General features: G+C 46.4%; 13 protein-coding genes. 11 read left to right on the plus strand and 2 right to left on the minus strand.

From position 1 onward, the window contains the following. Positions 1 to 57: 57 nt before the first annotated feature. Positions 58 to 948: a helix-turn-helix transcriptional regulator gene (locus tag J2736_RS16330; RefSeq protein ID WP_310499665.1), complete on the minus strand. Its 891-nt coding sequence runs from the start codon at positions 946 to 948 to the stop codon at positions 58 to 60. Between the two features lie 158 nt (positions 949 to 1,106). On the opposite strand from J2736_RS16330, the gene J2736_RS16335 reads away from it, so the two are divergent. After that, entirely contained in the window at positions 1,107 to 2,504 is a 1,398-nt protein-coding gene (locus J2736_RS16335) for an MATE family efflux transporter (RefSeq protein ID WP_310499666.1), read from the plus strand. Between the two features lie 92 nt (positions 2,505 to 2,596). Here J2736_RS16335 and J2736_RS16340 read toward each other — a convergent pair whose 3' ends face one another. Next, the gene (locus J2736_RS16340) at positions 2,597 to 3,502 is read right to left on the minus strand and encodes an ArsR/SmtB family transcription factor (protein ID WP_310499667.1); all 906 of its coding nucleotides are present in this window, start codon (positions 3,500 to 3,502) and stop codon (positions 2,597 to 2,599) included. Between the two features lie 161 nt (positions 3,503 to 3,663). Here J2736_RS16340 and arfA point away from each other — a divergent pair, with 161 nt between their 5' ends. The 10 genes from arfA to J2736_RS16390 all read left to right on the plus strand — a co-directional run bounded on the left by arfA (position 3,664) and on the right by J2736_RS16390 (position 17,270). Further along, positions 3,664 to 5,175, plus strand: coding sequence for an arabinosylfuranosidase ArfA (gene arfA / locus J2736_RS16345; protein WP_310499668.1), 1,512 nt, complete (start codon positions 3,664 to 3,666; stop codon positions 5,173 to 5,175). Between the two features lie 195 nt (positions 5,176 to 5,370). Further along, positions 5,371 to 5,706 (plus strand): c-type cytochrome, encoded by a 336-nt coding sequence (locus tag J2736_RS16350; protein WP_310499669.1) that lies wholly within the window; start codon positions 5,371 to 5,373, stop codon positions 5,704 to 5,706. A gap of 99 nt (positions 5,707 to 5,805) precedes the next feature. Continuing rightward, positions 5,806 to 7,815, plus strand: a complete 2,010-nt coding sequence (locus J2736_RS16355) for an LTA synthase family protein (protein ID WP_310499670.1) — start codon at positions 5,806 to 5,808, stop codon at positions 7,813 to 7,815. Positions 7,816 to 8,340: 525 nt separating this feature from the next. Beyond that, a complete protein-coding gene (locus tag J2736_RS16360) occupies positions 8,341 to 9,117 on the plus strand; it encodes an ABC transporter permease (protein WP_310499671.1) in 777 nt (258 codons plus the stop codon). Beyond that, positions 9,114 to 9,905: an ABC transporter permease gene (locus tag J2736_RS16365; protein ID WP_310499672.1), complete on the plus strand. Its 792-nt coding sequence runs from the start codon at positions 9,114 to 9,116 to the stop codon at positions 9,903 to 9,905. The genes J2736_RS16360 and J2736_RS16365 overlap by 4 nt, the downstream gene beginning before the upstream one ends. A gap of 31 nt (positions 9,906 to 9,936) precedes the next feature. Next, positions 9,937 to 10,908, plus strand: a complete 972-nt coding sequence (locus J2736_RS16370; protein ID WP_310499673.1) for an ABC transporter ATP-binding protein — start codon at positions 9,937 to 9,939, stop codon at positions 10,906 to 10,908. A 26-nt stretch (positions 10,909 to 10,934) separates the two neighbouring features. Then, entirely contained in the window at positions 10,935 to 13,259 is a 2,325-nt protein-coding gene (gene helD, locus J2736_RS16375; RefSeq protein WP_310499674.1) for an RNA polymerase recycling motor HelD, read from the plus strand. A gap of 313 nt (positions 13,260 to 13,572) precedes the next feature. Beyond that, entirely contained in the window at positions 13,573 to 14,664 is a 1,092-nt protein-coding gene (locus J2736_RS16380) for an endospore germination permease (RefSeq protein ID WP_310499675.1), read from the plus strand. Next, a complete protein-coding gene (locus J2736_RS16385; RefSeq protein WP_310499676.1) occupies positions 14,665 to 16,116 on the plus strand; it encodes a spore germination protein in 1,452 nt (483 codons plus the stop codon). Beyond that, positions 16,113 to 17,270 carry a Ger(x)C family spore germination protein gene (locus J2736_RS16390; RefSeq protein ID WP_310499677.1) on the plus strand — a complete coding sequence of 386 codons (1,158 nt, stop codon included), beginning with the start codon at positions 16,113 to 16,115 and terminating at the stop codon, positions 17,268 to 17,270. The genes J2736_RS16385 and J2736_RS16390 overlap by 4 nt, the downstream gene beginning before the upstream one ends. The last annotated feature ends 123 nt before the right edge of the window (positions 17,271 to 17,393 follow it).

Consider the following 17,393-nt stretch of genomic DNA (forward strand, 5'->3'; position numbering starts at 1 on the left):
GTGGACTCCTTATCCTTTTTTTCTCAGTATAGCATAAATGGCTCGATCCCCAAGTATTTAGGACCGATGTGCGAACTGCTGCCGATACGAGCGGGGTGACATTCCTTCGAGCTTGGTAAAGCTTGCAGCGAAATAAGCGGCTTGTTCAAAGCCAACTTCCTGAGCAATGTGGGCAATCGGCAGCTCCGTCTGTAGAAGCAATAGTTTGGCTTGACCTACCCGTAATTTAAGCAGATAGGTAAGGGGAGAGCAGCCGTATTCTTTTTGCATGCAGCGAGCGATGTACACAGGATGGAAATTGAGTTCATCCCCCAGCTGCTTAGCGGTAACGGATTCGCGGAAATGCTGCCTTAAGTAGGAGGCGGCCTTCTCTGCGCAAGCTCTGGAAGCAGATGCGTGAGCCGTCTCTGCGGAGGCAGCCAATTGGTATAGAATGTCTTGAAATAACTGCTGCTGGGCAAAACGAACACTGTTCACGTGCGCACGAGGCTGGAGCTGCAGCAGCTGATCAAAGACTTCATACATTTTCTCAGGATGCTGGAGCGTCGTAAATTGTGGGATGCGCATGGTAAAGGGTTCCACGGCGAAAGCTTCCACCTCGGCATCCTCAGGAGCTGGATCCTCTAAAGGGACAGCTGCCACGGCGCTCGGCTTCATTAACTCCCAAGCACCGCCTACATGGAAATGCAGCCAGTAGGTGTAAGTTAATTCCTCACAAACTTTGGTTGCAAAATGATAGCGATCAGGCCGTAAAATGACAGCCTGCCCGACCCCAACCTCGAATCGTTCATCCTCTTCACCGATGTAGAAGCAGCCGGAAGTTGTGATAAGCAAATCGAATACTTGGATGTTGCTGCGACTGGGGTGCTGTCCTCCCTTGGGGATACTGTTATATCCACTTGCGATATAGTGGGGCAGAGGAGGAATCGTAATCTCAATAAATGCCATAATGCCACCTTCTTAAATTCTGTATTAAAAGTTGGAATTGTATAAGTTTCAGTTGCGATGTTGATACATAAATCCAACTATACCAGCTATAATTTGAACTGACTAGTAAGTTTCATTTTCATAATAAATAGCGAAGTATACTGGATGGTGGCGTGAACATGACGACGGAGAAAAATAAGTTTTCCTTATGGATTCTAGCATGGCCTATATTTGTAGAATTACTGCTTCAACTCCTTTTAGGCGCGGTGGATACGCTGATGGTAAGCCGAGTCTCGGATGATGCGGTAGCCGTAGTCGGATTAGCGAATCAAATCTTTCAGGCAGTGATGATTTTATTTATGACAGTTGCAAGTGGGGCAGGTATTCTCATTGCCCAGAAAATCGGGGCCAAACAACAGGAAGCCGCACGAACAGTTGGGATTATGGCGGTCACGATTAGCGGATTGATTGGTGCCATACTCAGTGTAATCCTCTATGTCGAGGCTGTTCCTTTAGCGCGACTGTTTCAGTTAGAAGAGCGGTTGCTTCCGCTAGCACATACGTATATTTCAATTGTCGGCAGCGGCATGTTATTAACTGCATTGACGGCTACACTCAGCACGGCCATTCGGAATACAGGGAACACGAAGGGGCCTATGATAACCGCGATCGGGATGAATGTGATTCACGTCATTTTGAACTATGTATGGATTAATGGAGCTTTCGGATTCCCACAGCTCGGCTTAACGGGTGTTGCCATTTCGACACTAGTGAGTCGGTTACTTGCGACTTGTTTGCTGCTTTATATGTTTGTTACAGCCTTTGAGCGAAGAATTAGATGGCGTGATCTTGCTATTTTTAATCGAAAGTTATTCCGTGAAATTATCAAAATCGGCTGGCCGCTCGGCGTCAATATGTCCTCATGGGTCTTATCACAGCTGGCGATTTATAGTTTTTTGGCAACGATGGGGGCTGCTGCTTTGGCGGCGAGAACGTATATGAATACGCTGGAATCTATCTGCTTCATGTTGGGTTATTCGATTGCTTTATCGGCTCAAATCCAGATTGCGCATCTATATGGCTCAGGGCAAACACAGGCCGTATATAAAGCAGGCTATCGCGGCACCTGGATTGGACTTGGCTTAGTCGGGTTCAATAGTATTCTTCTTTTGATTATCGGAAAAAGCTTTCTCGGTTTCTTCAGTTCAGACCAAGGTATTATCGATCTAGCACTCTCTTGCCTTGTACTAAGTGCGATACTTCAGCCAGGCAGGATGATCAATATGGGCTTTGGTAATGCTCTGAATGCGATTGGTGATACACGTTTTAATATGGTGATCTCGTTGTTTTCAATGTGGGGTGTCGCTGCGGGGCTCTCTTATGTGTTGGGGTTACACTATGGTCTAGGATTAACGGGTATTTATTTAGCGATGATGTGTGATGAGTATCTTCGCGGTATTCTGGTAGCTATCCGTTGGCGGCGAAAGAAGTATTTACGCATGGCGGAAGGAAAGGAAAAGATTGTTGATGCTTCAGGAGGGATAGGAGGGGAAATTCGGAGTGTGCATAGTGCTTAACTAGGGCACCTACATAGGTTGCTGGTGCACAAATAAGAGAGGGGAACAAGAGTGACAAGTCACTTGTGTTCCCCTTTGGTGTTCCATGTTAGTTAACTCCGGTAAGTTCGAAATCGGATGTCTTGGTTGTAGTTGCCGAAGCCTTCTCCATACAATGTCAAACCACCGACATGCTCGGCATGCTCAGGGACTTCTAAGCGTAATATCCACTCGTTGCGGGAGATGGGAAGATCCTGAATGGTCACATTGGATAACAGCTGTCCATCGAGGAAAGTCCCTTCTTCGGTGATGCGAAGCACCTTTAACCAACCATACTGGTTCGTGTAGTCCGACCACCAAGCTGGGGTCAGTTGACCGCGGCCATCCCCCGAATCGCCGGGGCTTGTCCAGTAGCCCAGCAAGGTGTCATTCACATAGAAGTGAATATCGGACGGCCAATTGGCTGCGATACCTGGTGCTTCGGAGCCTATCTCCAGCGAGATTTCGATCTCCTCCAAGTCTTGCCCTGCGAGCATATAGTTAGGAATCCGGTACTCGACGAAGCCCTTGGCAAACCACAGGATTCTGGCATGCATACGCTCTGGCTCAAAGAAAAAACGAGGATCGTCAAACTGACCGATCAGCCGATCTTCCGTCGCTAAACCGCAGGTGGGATGAACCTCGAAACGCGTATAGTGACCGACGGGAATCGATACTTCGTTGAATAAGCGCTTCTGTTCAGTCGACTGAGGGAGCTGGACGTCAATACGCGCGAGGGCGAGTGTACAGATTTTGTGCGTACCGCCTTGCTTGCGAACGAGCTTCGTATGAATGAGCCCGCCTGCCTCCAGTTTCTTAACATGCATCGTCACGATGGCACTGCTTAACGAAAGCCGCTGAGCTAAGTCCTTTACGTTCATCTCTTGTTCAGCTAATAATTCCAATATGTTAAGCCGCACATCGCTAGCCAAGGCTTCATATAAGGGCAGCCATTTGCGGTCTGTTGTCGTGTGAATCATGTCCATCAACTCCTTTTCTAACTGATTAACATAAATGTGAATGCAACGAAAACGGGGGAAGGGTCTTGATCTTCCTTCTTTTTTATTGTTTAATATGATCATACATAATAATTATATTAACTGATTCATATTTTTATTAATTATACGATGAGGTGATCGTAATGTCTATGAAAGCAAGCATGATCATTGATAAGGATTTTGTAGTAGGAGAAGTAGATCCACGTCTGTATGGTTCCTTTATTGAGCATTTGGGGCGCGCGGTATACGGCGGTATTTATGAACCTGGACATCCGCAAGCAGATGAGCAAGGATTTCGCGGAGATGTGTTGGAGTTAGTTAAAAGTCTACAAGTGCCAATCGTTCGTTACCCAGGAGGAAACTTTGTATCGGGTTACAATTGGGAGGATGGTATCGGGCCTCTCGATCAGCGTAAGAGACGTCTTGATCTTGCTTGGCGCACAATTGAGCCGAACCTAGTCGGTCTGAATGAGTTCATGGACTGGTGCCGCAAAGCGAATACAGAAGCAATGATGGCCGTGAATCTGGGAACTCGCGGACCTGATGAAGCTAGGGATATTATCGAATACGCGAACATCACAGGTGGCACCTACTGGAGTGATTTGCGAATCTCTCATGGCTATCGGACGCCGCATAAAATTAAAACGTGGTGCTTAGGCAACGAAATGGATGGTCCTTGGCAAACAGGAAGCAAAACCGCAGTCGAGTATGGTCGTACCGCCTGTGAAACGGCCAAAGTGATGAAATGGGTAGATCCTTCGATCGAGCTAGTCGCTTGCGGCAGTTCAAGCTTAACGATGCCTACCTTCCCAGATTGGGAAGCAACCGTACTTGAGCATACCTACGATCATGTTGATTATATTTCGCTTCACCAGTATTACGGCAATCGTGAACAGAATTCAGCGAATTTCTTGGCGCAATCCCTGGGTATGGATCGATTCATCCACACGGTCATTGCAACGGCAGATTACGTTCAGGCTAAGAAGCGCGGCAAAAAGAAAATCAATCTTTCCTTCGACGAATGGAATGTATGGTACCACTCCCACGATGCTGATCGTAAAATCGAGCCTTGGTCCATCGCACCGCCCCAACTGGAGGACATTTATAATCATGAAGATGCGCTCCTGGTGGGCTGTATGCTGATTTCCATGCTCAAACGTGCTGATCGTGTCAAAATGGCTTGCTTAGCTCAATTGGTCAATGTGATCGCTCCGATTATGACAGCCAATGGCGGTGCGGCTTGGAAGCAAACGATTTACTATCCTTATCTTCATGCTAGTGTATTTGGCCGCGGAACGGTCCTTGTACCGCTCATTAAATCGCCGAAATATGATGCGAAAGACTACACAGATGTCCCTTACCTTGAGGCTGTTGCTGTACATAATGAGGAAACATCGGAGTTGACGATCTTCGCAGTGAATCGCCATCTGGCCGAAGCGCTCCCTCTAGAGATGGATCTTCGCAGTTTCAGCGGGTTCAATATCGTTGAGCATATTGTTTTAGAGCATGAGGATCTCAAGGCGACCAATACGTTAGAAGCGCCGGACCGAGTAAAACCGCATTCCGCAGGGAATGCGAAAATTTCTTCGAATGGGCACATTGAAGCTGTTCTAGGTAAAGCGTCTTGGAATGTAATTCGTCTTAAATTGGTATAAAAGTCTTCGAGTACCGAAAACTTATTCTTTGATATGTGCTAAAAAGTCGCGTTTGGTACCATAATAGTCATAGGAAAAACCTCGATCGTATAAGGTATGCGAGGCTTTCCAGGTGACGGTGCCCGCGGCTTTTCTTTCTTTTCCAATCCACGCTCTGGTATGATGAGAGAAATGAGATTGAAGGAGTTAGGGCACATGAAAATGAGAGTAAGTTGGGTTGGGGGATTCATGTTGGTAGCTGCAATAGGCTTAACCGCTTGTGGGGGAGATCAACCATCGGCTACACCTAGTGCGAGTGTTTCTGCTAATGTGAATGTTTCAAAGTTATATCAGAACTATTGTATCTCGTGTCATGGTAATCAATTACAGGGCGGACAAGGTCCCAATATCCAAAAAGTGGGAGAACGCCTCGACGAAGCTGAAATAGTAAAACGGATACAAAAGGGTGGTGGCGGGATGCCGCCGTTTCAGGTCACGATGAAAGAAGAGGAATTGAAAGCACTTGCAACTTGGTTGGCTGGTCTTAAGTAATTGTAAATAACTGGTATGATTAAGGTTACGTTAAGGTTAGCTACATAATTTCTTCACAATTGACATTTACAATTAGGGGCATGAGGAGAGTGATGTTAGATGCACTTGAATTTGAAGCCCCGGAAGCGTCTTTCGAGTAAAAAGAGCTCAAGCCGTCTGGGAGCATCGATTTCACTAGTTTTATTTATGATCGGATTACCAATTCTGTCTGTCGTAGGTATGGAGTTTCTTGAGCGTGGCAATTTTGCCGAAACTATGCAATGGATTACAAGTAATCAACCTTTATTTGTGCTAAACGTAGGTTTATCTTTTTTCCTTCTCGCCTTTATTTATGCCCTTGTTGGGTCATTGGCGATCTCCGGCTCCATCTCGACCTTAATTCTTGGTCTGATGGCAATTATCTCGTATATGAAAGTGAAAATGATCGGGGAGCCGTTCTTCCCTTGGGATATATTGCTAAATAAAGAGAGTATGGACATTGCATCGCTAGTTACGGGTAAAGCCGCATTAATTCGAATAAGTGCGGTTGCGGCAGCGATTCTCATCGTTCTTGCACTTAGATGGATCATTCCGCGTGCTACAATTCCAGTCGTCGCTCGAATCGGTTTAGGGCTTTTTTCGCTCTATGCCTTGTATGCATTTGGGATCAAAACACCTTTGGCAGGCAAAGTGTTAGACCATGCAGGCGTGAACGAAATTGTATGGGATCAGCAGCAAAACTACGCGAACAACGGCCTCACACTTGCCTTCACACTTAATGTGAAGAACTCGATTGTGCAGAAGCCGGATACGTACAGTGAGCAAGCACTGGCTGCGGCCGCGGCAAATATTCAAGAGGCAGCAGTACAAAAAGATGCTGGCGTTCGTAAAGCGAAAGCTACGCTTGCTGACGGGAAACAGCCGAATGTTATTTTCGTTATGAGCGAAGCATTCTGGGATCCAACCCTACTAGAGAATGTCACGTTTAGCGAAGATCCACTTCCGACAATTCACCGTCTGCAGAAGGAGTCAAGTTCCGGTTACTTGCTTTCCCCTCAGTATGGAGGCGGTACGAGTAACGTTGAATTTGAAGTGTTGACGGGGAACTCGATGAGCTTCCTACCTGGTGGGTCCATTCCGTATCAGCAGTACATTTCTAAGCCAGTTCCAAGTTTGGCGAGTTATTTTGCTGATCATGGCTACAAAAGTATGGGAATTCACTCGTATGAAGGATGGTTCTGGGATCGGAATTCCGTCTATAAGCAGCTTGGTTTTGAAGCGTTCAAAAGCAGCGAGCACTTCGATAATCCGGAAATGAAAGGTTACTTTATCTCCGATGCAGAAGTGGCAAGAAACGTGATTAGTGAAGTGGATAAAACGGAGAATCCGATGTTTATCTACACCGTTACGATGCAAAATCACGGACCTTACGATGACCCTCGTTATGGAGAAAATCAGTTCAAAGCAACAGGTAATCTATCTGCGCAAGCAAAAAGTATTCTAGAAACGTACACGCAAGGCGCGCATGACGCGGATCAAAGCTTGCAAATGATGATCGATCATTTCAAGGATTCGGATGAGCCTACGCTAATCGTATTCTATGGTGACCATTTGCCGATGTTAGGCATGGATTATCAGGTGTATAAAGAAGCAGGCTTCATCTCAACAAGCGATGCTAACAAGTGGTCGTTGGAAGAAATCAAGAAGATGCATAGCATTCCCTTAGTTACGTGGTCTAACTTCGATATGCCGAAACAGGACATTCCACTCTTGAGTGATTCCTTCCTAGGTGCACACGTTCTGGATATGCTTCATATGGAAAAGCCTGCGAATTTTGCATTGGATGCGGAGTTGGCGAAGCAAGTACCAGGCTTACTAAGCAACCTGATCGTGGATCAGGATGGGCAACTGCACGGAAGTACACCGGAATCCGCGGCATCATTGATAAATGACTATCGAAACGTGCAGTACGATTTAATGTTCGGCAAGCAATACTTGGCCGACTATTTGGATCATGATTATTTGACCAAGGGTACGCAAGCCGACTATAACGCCGAATTTGGCACTACGGAAGCTGCAAAGTCCGAGGCTCAAGGCAGCAATGACACCAAGCAGCCAAGTACACAGTAGTATAGTTTGGATAAAAAGGCCGTCTCTTCAAGTAGAGGATACTTGAGGGGCCGGTCTTTGTGTGTTTGGGGGGAACCCACCCCAACCCAACCCACCCCAACCCAACCCAACCCAACCCCTTCAATTCCGCTTACACCGCGGCATTAACTGGAAAACCTCCATCTATTTTTTAGGTAATTCTCTAATTAAGAGGAATAAATGGAAAACATACAGTTAAATTCAGCCATTTCCCCCTATTTCATCGAATTCATGAGAAATAACTGTACCTTTTCCATCTATTTCGGCTAAAAGGCTCATCCACGGAAAATTAGCTGTACCTTTTCCAGTTAATCAATACGGCAAGGCACCAAGCAAAGCATAAATTTGCCAAATATTTACCAGCTAAACAGCACAGCACTCCCAACAAGAAAAAACTGTTGCCAGCTACAGGGTTATTTTGGTAATATGAAATTCCGTCTCTACGCGGCGACTGCACGTAAAATGAAAAAGCAAACGGATCTTGAATGACAAAACAGGAGGTGTTATATGCTTTTTGCGGTTTTAGCGCGCAAGGCGTACGCAAGGAATTTGCAGTATCGCGGCTCGCATCTACTGCATAACGCAGTAAGCGCAGTGTTCGGCTTTATTTATGCGAGCATCTGGACAGGTTTAGGCAGTGATGCATCGCTAGGTGAGTATGGTGCCAAAGGCATGGTCGGCTATATTGCTTTTAACCAAGCGATTCTATGGATCACACAATTTACGACGAAAGGGCTGGGACTCGAGCAATCCGTTCGTACGGGTCAAATAGCGGTCGATCTCATGCGGCCAGTGCATTTATTTTATCAAGCAATGAGCCGCGAATGGGGCCAGGTGTGGTATCAACTTTTATATAAAAGCATTCCGATTTATGTCCTCTATTATTTCATCTTCTCTTTACAGCTTCCTCAGCACGCTCCGGTGTATGGTTGGACAGCGCTCTCACTCATCATGGCCTCTTACATTTCCATCTGTATGAATTATTTGATCGGCGTTGCCGCGCTATGGACAACGGAATCTGCATGGTTTTACTGGGTCAATTACTCATTCGCTATGCTGCTTTCTGGGTTCTTTATCCCTGTGGAATGGCTGCCTGGCTGGCTTCGAACGATTAGCTTATACACACCGTATCCTTATCTACTCTACTATCCAACACGCATCTACTTAGAACTTGAACATGGAACTGTTGTGCTCGGCGCTCTCCTATGGGGCATCGGGTTTACTTGTGTCTGCTTGGCCGTTACCCGAGTGGTTCGCAGGAAGCTGGAGGTGCAGGGCGGATGATATCGATTCGATTGTTTATGCTGCTCATTAAAGCAAGTCTGCGAAGCCGCATGCAATATAAGTTTAACTTTGTTTTTTCGACCATCATGGCTTCGTTTATTCAAATCTCCGAATTCCTAATGGTGGCGCTGGTGATGATGAAATTTGGTAATATCAAAGGCTGGACACTGTACGAGGTGGGTTACTTGTATGGAGTTATTATGATTTCCAAAGCGATCTATCGAACACTCGCCTCAGACGTGCATCATCTCGAAAAATATCTCGTTTCCGGTGACCTGGATGCGATTCTGATTCGGCCTGTTCCTGTCTTAGTCGCCTTGATGACACAGAATTCACGGATTCAATTTGCTGAGATTGGACAAGGATTAATTCTGTTAATCATTTCTATGAACGCACTTCAAGCTAACGGGCAAATCGGGTGGATCGCCATTCCTCAGACGGGGTTCATGATCCTGACAGGAGCTGTCATATTATTCGCCATAGGGCTTGCGACCGCGGCAGCTGGCTTTTGGCTTACACGTATCGAGTTTCTTCAAAATATGACCGAAGATGCTTCCCATACCGCTGCACGTTATCCACTTAGTATCTATCCCAAATGGCTGCAAGGCGCACTATTAGTGCTCGTTCCAGTAGGCTTTGTTAATTATATTCCTACACTATACGTGCTAAGGCATCAAGGTGGAGTCGAGTTGCTATTCGGCACGCTGGCTGTTTCGCTAGCCGTTCTCGGGTTAGCCATGTACTTTTGGAAACTAGGACTTTCACGATATCAAAGTACAGGTAGTTAACCATATAAATAAATGGGAGGGCATGCACCCGATGATAACGGTCAAGCATTTACGCAAAACCTTTCAATCCCCTGTTATCCAGGAAGGGAAGTTTTCGGGGATTCGAACCCTATTTTCTAGGGCATATAAAGAGAAAGAAGCCGTACGTGATGTCAGCTTCGAGATTGAAACCGGCGAGTTCGTCGGGTATATTGGACCTAATGGGGCAGGAAAGTCGACGACGATTAAAATGCTGACAGGCATCCTGCACCCCACCTCGGGTGAGGTTCTGATTCATGGTCGCAGCCCGCAGAAGCAACGGAAGCAGGTTGTTAGGCAGCTTGGTGTTGTTTTTGGACAGCGAAGTCAGCTGTGGTGGGATCTCCCTGTGAAGGATTCCTATGAAATCCTTATCGCGATGTATCGCGTAAAGGAGACAGATGCTCGCCGCCGATTAGGGGAATTGTCAGAGCTCTTGGATTTAAAAGAAATCTTAGATACCCCGGTTCGTAAGTTATCTCTAGGTCAACGGATGAGAGCGGATCTGGCAGCTTCCATGCTGCATGATCCAGCGATTTTATTCCTAGATGAGCCTACAATCGGCCTAGATGTCGTCGCTAAGCGAAATATCCGCGGGTTCTTGCATACGTTGAATCGCGATTTCGGGAAGACGATATTGCTAACGACACATGATATGGACGATATTGAGCAGCTTTGTCCAAGAGTCATTGTCATTAATCATGGGCAAATTGGCTATGATGGTTCCATAGACAAGCTGCGTGATCGAATCGGCTTGCCAACGATGATGAAGGTGTCCTTTCGTGGTGAGATTCGAGTCCCTGCAAGTTGGGAGCTGCCGTTCCGCGTAGTAGAGCAAGAAAAGAACTTTTTGAAGATTGCCTGCAACCGTCAAGAACTCAAAGCGATGGATGTGTTGCGGCTTGTGAGCAGCTGGGGCGACATGAACGATGTACATATGGAAGAACCGGAATTTGAAGAAGTGATTCAGAACGTCTATTTATAGATCGAGTATGGGAGTGGAACGAAGCTATGGCGATAGGAAATGAAGAACGAGAGAGGGAAGCGCAGCGTGTCGCTGCAGTTAGAACGAATATTCAGCGGCGAATTGTAGAGCTGCGCCAAACCGTAGATGACCGCAGATCAGAAGCAACGGCTATCGGCCGGAGCTTCTGGGATGATATTTCCGTCAACGCAGACAATGACGATGATTTGATTGAAACGGCTGCGAGTATGGCACAGCAGGAGCATGTACTGCAAGGGCAGGAGCGAAGCTATCGCTTGGCACAAGATGCACTGCGCAAGCTGGAACGCGTCGTCGATGCGCCGTATTTCAGCCGAATTGATTTTCAAGAGAAGGGCGAGCAGGAGCGGGAGAAAATCTATATCGGTTTGACGTCGTTCATCGACAGCAAGACCGATGAAATTCTTATCTATGACTGGCGAGCTCCGATCGCCAGCTTGTTCTATGATTATCCGCCGGGTCCAGCGACCTATCGGACGCCGGAGATGGATGTAAGCGGCGAGCTGTGGCTCAAGCGCCAATATATTATCAAGGCCGGCGAGCTGCAGGATGTGTTCGACACGGGTATCTCGATCGGTGATGAGATGCTGCAGAAGATGCTCAGCCGCAGTGCAGACGAGAAGATGAGCTCGATCGTGACGACGATTCAGCGCGAGCAGAACCAGATCATCCGCGATGACCAGCACAAGGTGCTGGTCGTTCAAGGCGCGGCTGGCAGTGGTAAAACGTCCGTTGCGCTGCAACGCATCGCGTACTTGCTCTATAAGTATCGGACGACGCTGAGCGCCGATAATATGATTCTCTTTTCGCCGAATTCACTGTTCAGCGATTATGTGTCTCGCGTTCTGCCAGAGCTCGGGGAAGCGACGATGCAGCAAACGACCTTCCAAGATTATTTAACGCATAAATTAACCGATACAGGGCTAAAGCTGGAGGATCCGTATGACCAGCTGGAATATATTTTGACAGGCAATGGACAGGATCATTTGTACGCTGCACGTTTGCAAAGCATTACCTACAAAGCCTCCGAGGCTTTCCTACGCGTGATTGAAGCATACGGAGAGAAGTTGAAGCTGAATGGGATTCGATTCGTTGATCTGGCTGTGGGCAAGAAAGTACTCATCACAGGGGCAGAGCTAAGCGAACGCTTCTATAGCAAGTCCTCGATACTGGCCATCGGTGAGCGGATGGAGCAGTTGTCGGAGTGGATTCTGGAGCAGTTGGATGTCTTCCAAGCCGATGTGCAAAAACGGTTCTATCGCAAGCTTGTACGAGAACCGAAGTATATGGGCAGCGAACCTGAGATGAAGAAAATGAGCCGTGTCAAAGCGCACAAAGCGATTACACCGCTTCGGGAAAAAGCGCAAAAGCTAGCCTATGTCGACGTGCTCGGCATGTATAAAGAGTTATTTACAGATACGAGCTTACAGCAGGAGCTGGTGAAGCTAGCCGGTGAGCCATTGCCAGAAGCATGGGCTACAATTAGCAATTTCACAGTAGAAGCGCTGGAGCAAGGTCATCTTCGCTATGAGGACGCAACACCGCTTGTGTATCTGAAAGGACTTGTTGAGGGGCAGCTGCGGGTAGGTACAATCCGTTATTGCTTGGTGGATGAAGCACAGGATTATTCACCTTTTCACTATGCTTATTTGAAAAAGCTGTTCCCACGCGCCCGCTTCACGTTGCTCGGCGATTGGAATCAAGGGATCTTCACGCACGCGAACGCGAATGTGAGCGAGCTCGTAAGTGCTGGCGCCGGCTCAAGCGCCACGCAGCAAGAACAAAGCTACAGCTCGATTAGCGAGCTGATGGGCGAAGACGAGACGAAGACGATCCGTCTCGTCAAGAGCTACCGCTCCACACGCGAAATCACGGAGTTCGCGTGTCAGGTATTGCCGGGCGGCGAACCGGTGGAACCGTTCAGCCGCAGCGGCGAAGAGCCGCGCTTGCTGCGCGCAGCAAGCGAGCAAGAGCTGATCCGCCTCGTCGCAGAGGCGGCGGTAACCCGTCGCGACGGCGGCGCAAGCTCCGTCGCGATCATTTGCAAGACCGAGCGCGAGACGGAGTACGCGCACGGACGATTGAAGCCGCTGCTGCCAGACCTCGCGCGGATCAGCAAAGACACGCTGCACTACGAAGCAGGCGTGATGATCTTGCCGGCGTACCTCGCCAAAGGGCTCGAGTTCGACGCGGTTATTCTCTACAATGCCGGGGCGTCTGTCTACGCGGAAGCGAAGGAACGCAAGCTGTTCTACACGGCTTGCACGAGGCCTCTTCACTATTTAGATGTCTGTTATCTAGGTGAATTGACACCTTTTCTTCCGGGCAAATAGACATCCGTCCATACCCATCCACCCTGCCTAACATAAGATATAGGGAGCAGCCAAGATGAGGTTTTACCAGGCGGAAGGGGGAACTACCCATGTCAAACGTTGGATATTCCAGCACAGCAGTTATTCTGGTGCTGTACATTTTATTGGTTATTATTTTGGCAACATTCTAATAGGAACATGAGGAATAAAAGCCGTTTCCCGGTCATCGGGAAGCGGCTTTGTTGCGTCTATACGCATAAATTTCCAATTGGGGGAGAACTTAACGATAACTGATGCCATCATTTCCACGTCATACCAAAGCGGGAGAACGCTTATGTTTGTAAATAAACAAATTACTTCCATTCAATTATATGGGATCGTGATCATTGCCATCGCGATAACGAATCATGTGCTACTCATCCCAGTTCTACTGCACTATGGGAAACGAGATTCCTGGTTAGGAGCCTCATTGGCCATTGTCCCAATGCTTGTCTGGACTTGTCTGATCTACTTCTTGGTTAAACGAACGAAACAAGGTGACTTGATAGCATGGATAAGATTGAGGTTGGGAAACTGGGGGGCGTATCTCATTCAATCTTTCATTATCTTGATCTGTTTAACGCATGCCTTAGTCACGATTAAAGATGTCACCATGTGGACTCACGTCACTTACTTGCCAAGAACCCCTCTTTTTATGATTTCATTAATGTTTATCCTATTTTGCTTTTTTGCAGCAAGAGAAGGTATTAAAGCGATTGCGATTGCATCTGGCCTCCTTTTACCAGCTGTTGTTGTTCTTGGTTACTTTGTGATGGGGGCTAATTTTCAATACAAGGATTACACGCTGCTAACACCGCTTTTCACACACGGATATGGTCCGACACTCATATGTATGCTGTTAACTTGCAGCGCTTCCTTCGAAATACTGAGTATTCTCGTTATGCAGCATCATGTCCGAACGCGTATCCGACTACGAGGATTATTGATACTGACCACGTGTGTAATAGGGCTTACCATCGGTCCACTAACAGGAGCGATCGCCATATTCGGTCCCTTTGAAGCGGCGGATTTAAGGTATCCCGCCTTTGAACAATGGCGGATGTTGACCCTTGGGAAATACATTTCCCATCTAGATTTCTTATCCATTTTCCAATGGATTTCAGGGTCTAGCATGCGGACCTCGATATTGTTGTTTATTAGTTTGGATATGATGAGAATAGAGAAAAAATCTACAAGAACATACATTCTCATTGGGTTGAGCCTAGGTTTATTTGGAATTACCTTGTATCCCGTATCGGATAATCAAATGGTGATTTGGCTGCAGAAATATTACTATTCGTTGATGTTTGTAGTCGGTCTATCTCTTCTGTTGTTTTTACTTGTAGTTGCTATGCTGCCTATTCGGCGAAAGGAGCAGGATGCTTAAGTGAATGAGCAGGATTTCCGTGAATGGTTTGCCCTTTCGGACGATGTTATTGTGAAAACGTACCCTATCACGCAAGGGGACAAGGTTGAGCGTGTAACATTAGTGTATTGCGAGGGTATGGTAAGAAGGGATATGATCGATGGTCTCGTGCTGCCTAATTTGCAGGCGTTTATTAATAGTGATTATTACCAAGATGAGGAAGCTCTTGATTTGAGTACGTTGCTTCAATTGGTCAAGCTCACGGGTAAACATATCATTGATGATATGAAATTATCAGTTTTTGCGGGTCAGCTAATTTTATTTTTTGAAAATAGTCAAGCGATTTACGGACTGGATATTGCCGCTCCTCCGAACCGTACACCTGAAGAATCTAGTACGGAAACGTCGATTAAAGGGCCACGCGACGGATTTATTGAAGATGTTATCACGAATATCGCCTTAATCCGCAAACGCTTGGCCACATCGAGTTTATGTGTTGAAAAGATACAATTAGGACGAAGAAGCAACACGGTAGTTGCTTTATTGTATCTCGGCGATATCATCAATGAGTCGGTCCTGCAAGAGGCCAAAGATCGCCTGCAATCCATTGATGTCGATGCGGTTATCTCCAGCGCACAGCTCGATGATGCCTTATCAGGGCGGACCTATTCAATTTTCCCTCTCCTAAATTATACGGGGAGACCCGATTTTGTGGCAGATAGCCTACTTCGTGGCCGATTTGCGATTATCGTGGATGGTTCACCGATGGTTCTCGTTGCACCAGTCACCTTAAGCTATATTTTAAACTCACCTGAAGATGTCCATAATCCCTTCTATTATGTCGCATTTGAGAAATTGCTTAGAATAATCGGTTTGCTCATATCGGTATTGTTGCCAGGTCTTTGGATTTCAGTGTCCAGCTTTAATTTGGACCAAATTCCGTATCAACTCGTAGCCACGATTTCTTCTTCACGACTAGGCTTGCCTTTATCCGGCCCAATGGATTTCATTATCATGCTGATGTTATTTGAATTGTTCCGTGAAGCGGGCGCTCGATTGCCCAAGGTAGTTGGACAAACGGTTACCGTTGTAGGTGGATTAATTGTTGGCGATGCGGCGATACGCTCTGGCATTACAAGCCCCACTACCTTGGTGGTTACTTCCCTATCTACGATATCAATGTATACGCTAGTTAATCAAAATCTCGCTGGAACCATTACAGTGTTACGTATTATTATTCTGCTCATCTCCACCATGTTTGGTATATACGGATTCATGATTTCGCTCATGGGCTTAGTTCTTTTTATGTCGACGCTAGAGTCATTTGGCGTACCTTATCTAACACCAATTTCACCGCCATTTATCGGAGAAATGATCACTGCCTTATTTTCAAAGGCTTGGAAGAAACTTGCACGCAGGCCGATTGAGCTCAATACGAAGGATGATACAAGACAAGGCAGTGAATCTTCATGATGAAAATGTGGCTGAAATTAACGGTGTCTGCCTTCTTGTTAACTAGCTTGACGGGCTGTTGGGATTTAAAAACGATTCAAGACACGAACTACATGACAGCGATTGGCTTTGATTATAAAGATGGGAAATACATCGTCTACGGACAAATGTTGGATTTCGCAAGTGTGGCCAAACAAGAAGGAGGTCAATCGGCACAGTTACCTTTGATTTGGGTAGGTAAAGAAGAGGGCGCAACTGTTAGCGAGGCATTCAATAAGCTCTACCGAACGTCCCAGCAACGTGTATTCTGGGGACATGTCGGTGCTTACTTGTTTTCCAAAAATGCGTTAAATCAAGGAATAGGCAAATTTACAGACGGAAACGTTCGCTACAGTGAAACGAGATTCACGCAGTGGTTTTATTGTACAGACGAGTCGATTGAGGACATTTTCTCGGTTATTCCCTTTTTCAATGTCTCGCCGATGAGTTCCATCTTAATGCAGCCAGCGGATAGCTATCGACAACGATCTTACATTGCTCCGCATCGGCTGTTTTGGGTGGCTTCGAGATTACGAGAGCCTGGGGATACGGTGATGTTGCCCACATTGGACATTGAAGATGAGGTATGGAGGAAAAACAAAAAGCCAGATCCCAAACTAAGAGTGAATGGCGTTTATGCCTTGAACAAGCACCGTAGTTTGCAATGGTTTTCGGAGGAAGAATTTGTTGGTGCAAGGTGGTTGAATACATATACAATTCGTACCCCAATGCTCGTTTATAGAGAGGAGAAACCGGTTCACAACGTGATTATCAAACCGAAGGCTCATATTAAGATACGAGCGGATGGTGAGAAAACCATTTTCGATGTGAAAGTTTTAGCTCCGTCTACAATAGCTGAAATATTCGAAGAGGTTGATGAGATTGAATTGAAAAAACTGATTGCTAAACAAGTAAAGGAAGAAATTGAGATGACCTTTAAACTTGGCAAAAGCAGAGGAATTGATGTATATGGACTGGAGCATAACCTTTATAGGGATGAATTTGCCACATGGGCGAAACGGACCGCTTACGGTGAAAAGCCGCTATCCGACTATGAGCTCGGTACCATTCATGTAATACCCACTATTCTCCACTCAGGCATGTTGAAAACGAATATAAAACAAACACAATATTAGTCAGCAACGAATCAACAAGAAGCTACCCATCGCCGATCAGGAGGGAGGCTTCTTTTTCATTTGAGCTCGTTATTAACCAGTTTAGAAAAATTTAAGAATTGTTTTAGCCCGTGTTAATAGGCG

Source organism: Paenibacillus qinlingensis (assembly GCF_031455095.1).
GTDB classification, from domain to species: domain Bacteria; phylum Bacillota; class Bacilli; order Paenibacillales; family NBRC-103111; genus Paenibacillus_E; species Paenibacillus_E qinlingensis_A.

Coding starts and splice junctions, on each gene's coding strand:
- J2736_RS16355 (WP_310499670.1), top strand. CDS start 5,806: ATGCACTTGAATTTGAAGCCCCGGAAGCGTCTTTCGAGTAAAAAGAGC.
- helD (WP_310499674.1), top strand. CDS start 10,935: ATGGCGATAGGAAATGAAGAACGAGAGAGGGAAGCGCAGCGTGTCGCT.
- J2736_RS16340 (WP_310499667.1), bottom strand. CDS start 3,502: ATGATTCACACGACAACAGACCGCAAATGGCTGCCCTTATATGAAGCC.
- arfA (WP_310499668.1), top strand. CDS start 3,664: ATGTCTATGAAAGCAAGCATGATCATTGATAAGGATTTTGTAGTAGGA.
- J2736_RS16390 (WP_310499677.1), top strand. CDS start 16,113: ATGATGAAAATGTGGCTGAAATTAACGGTGTCTGCCTTCTTGTTAACT.
- J2736_RS16360 (WP_310499671.1), top strand. CDS start 8,341: ATGCTTTTTGCGGTTTTAGCGCGCAAGGCGTACGCAAGGAATTTGCAG.
- J2736_RS16335 (WP_310499666.1), top strand. CDS start 1,107: ATGACGACGGAGAAAAATAAGTTTTCCTTATGGATTCTAGCATGGCCT.
- J2736_RS16365 (WP_310499672.1), top strand. CDS start 9,114: ATGATATCGATTCGATTGTTTATGCTGCTCATTAAAGCAAGTCTGCGA.
- J2736_RS16350 (WP_310499669.1), top strand. CDS start 5,371: ATGAAAATGAGAGTAAGTTGGGTTGGGGGATTCATGTTGGTAGCTGCA.
- J2736_RS16380 (WP_310499675.1), top strand. CDS start 13,573: ATGTTTGTAAATAAACAAATTACTTCCATTCAATTATATGGGATCGTG.
- J2736_RS16370 (WP_310499673.1), top strand. CDS start 9,937: ATGATAACGGTCAAGCATTTACGCAAAACCTTTCAATCCCCTGTTATC.
- J2736_RS16330 (WP_310499665.1), bottom strand. CDS start 948: ATGGCATTTATTGAGATTACGATTCCTCCTCTGCCCCACTATATCGCA.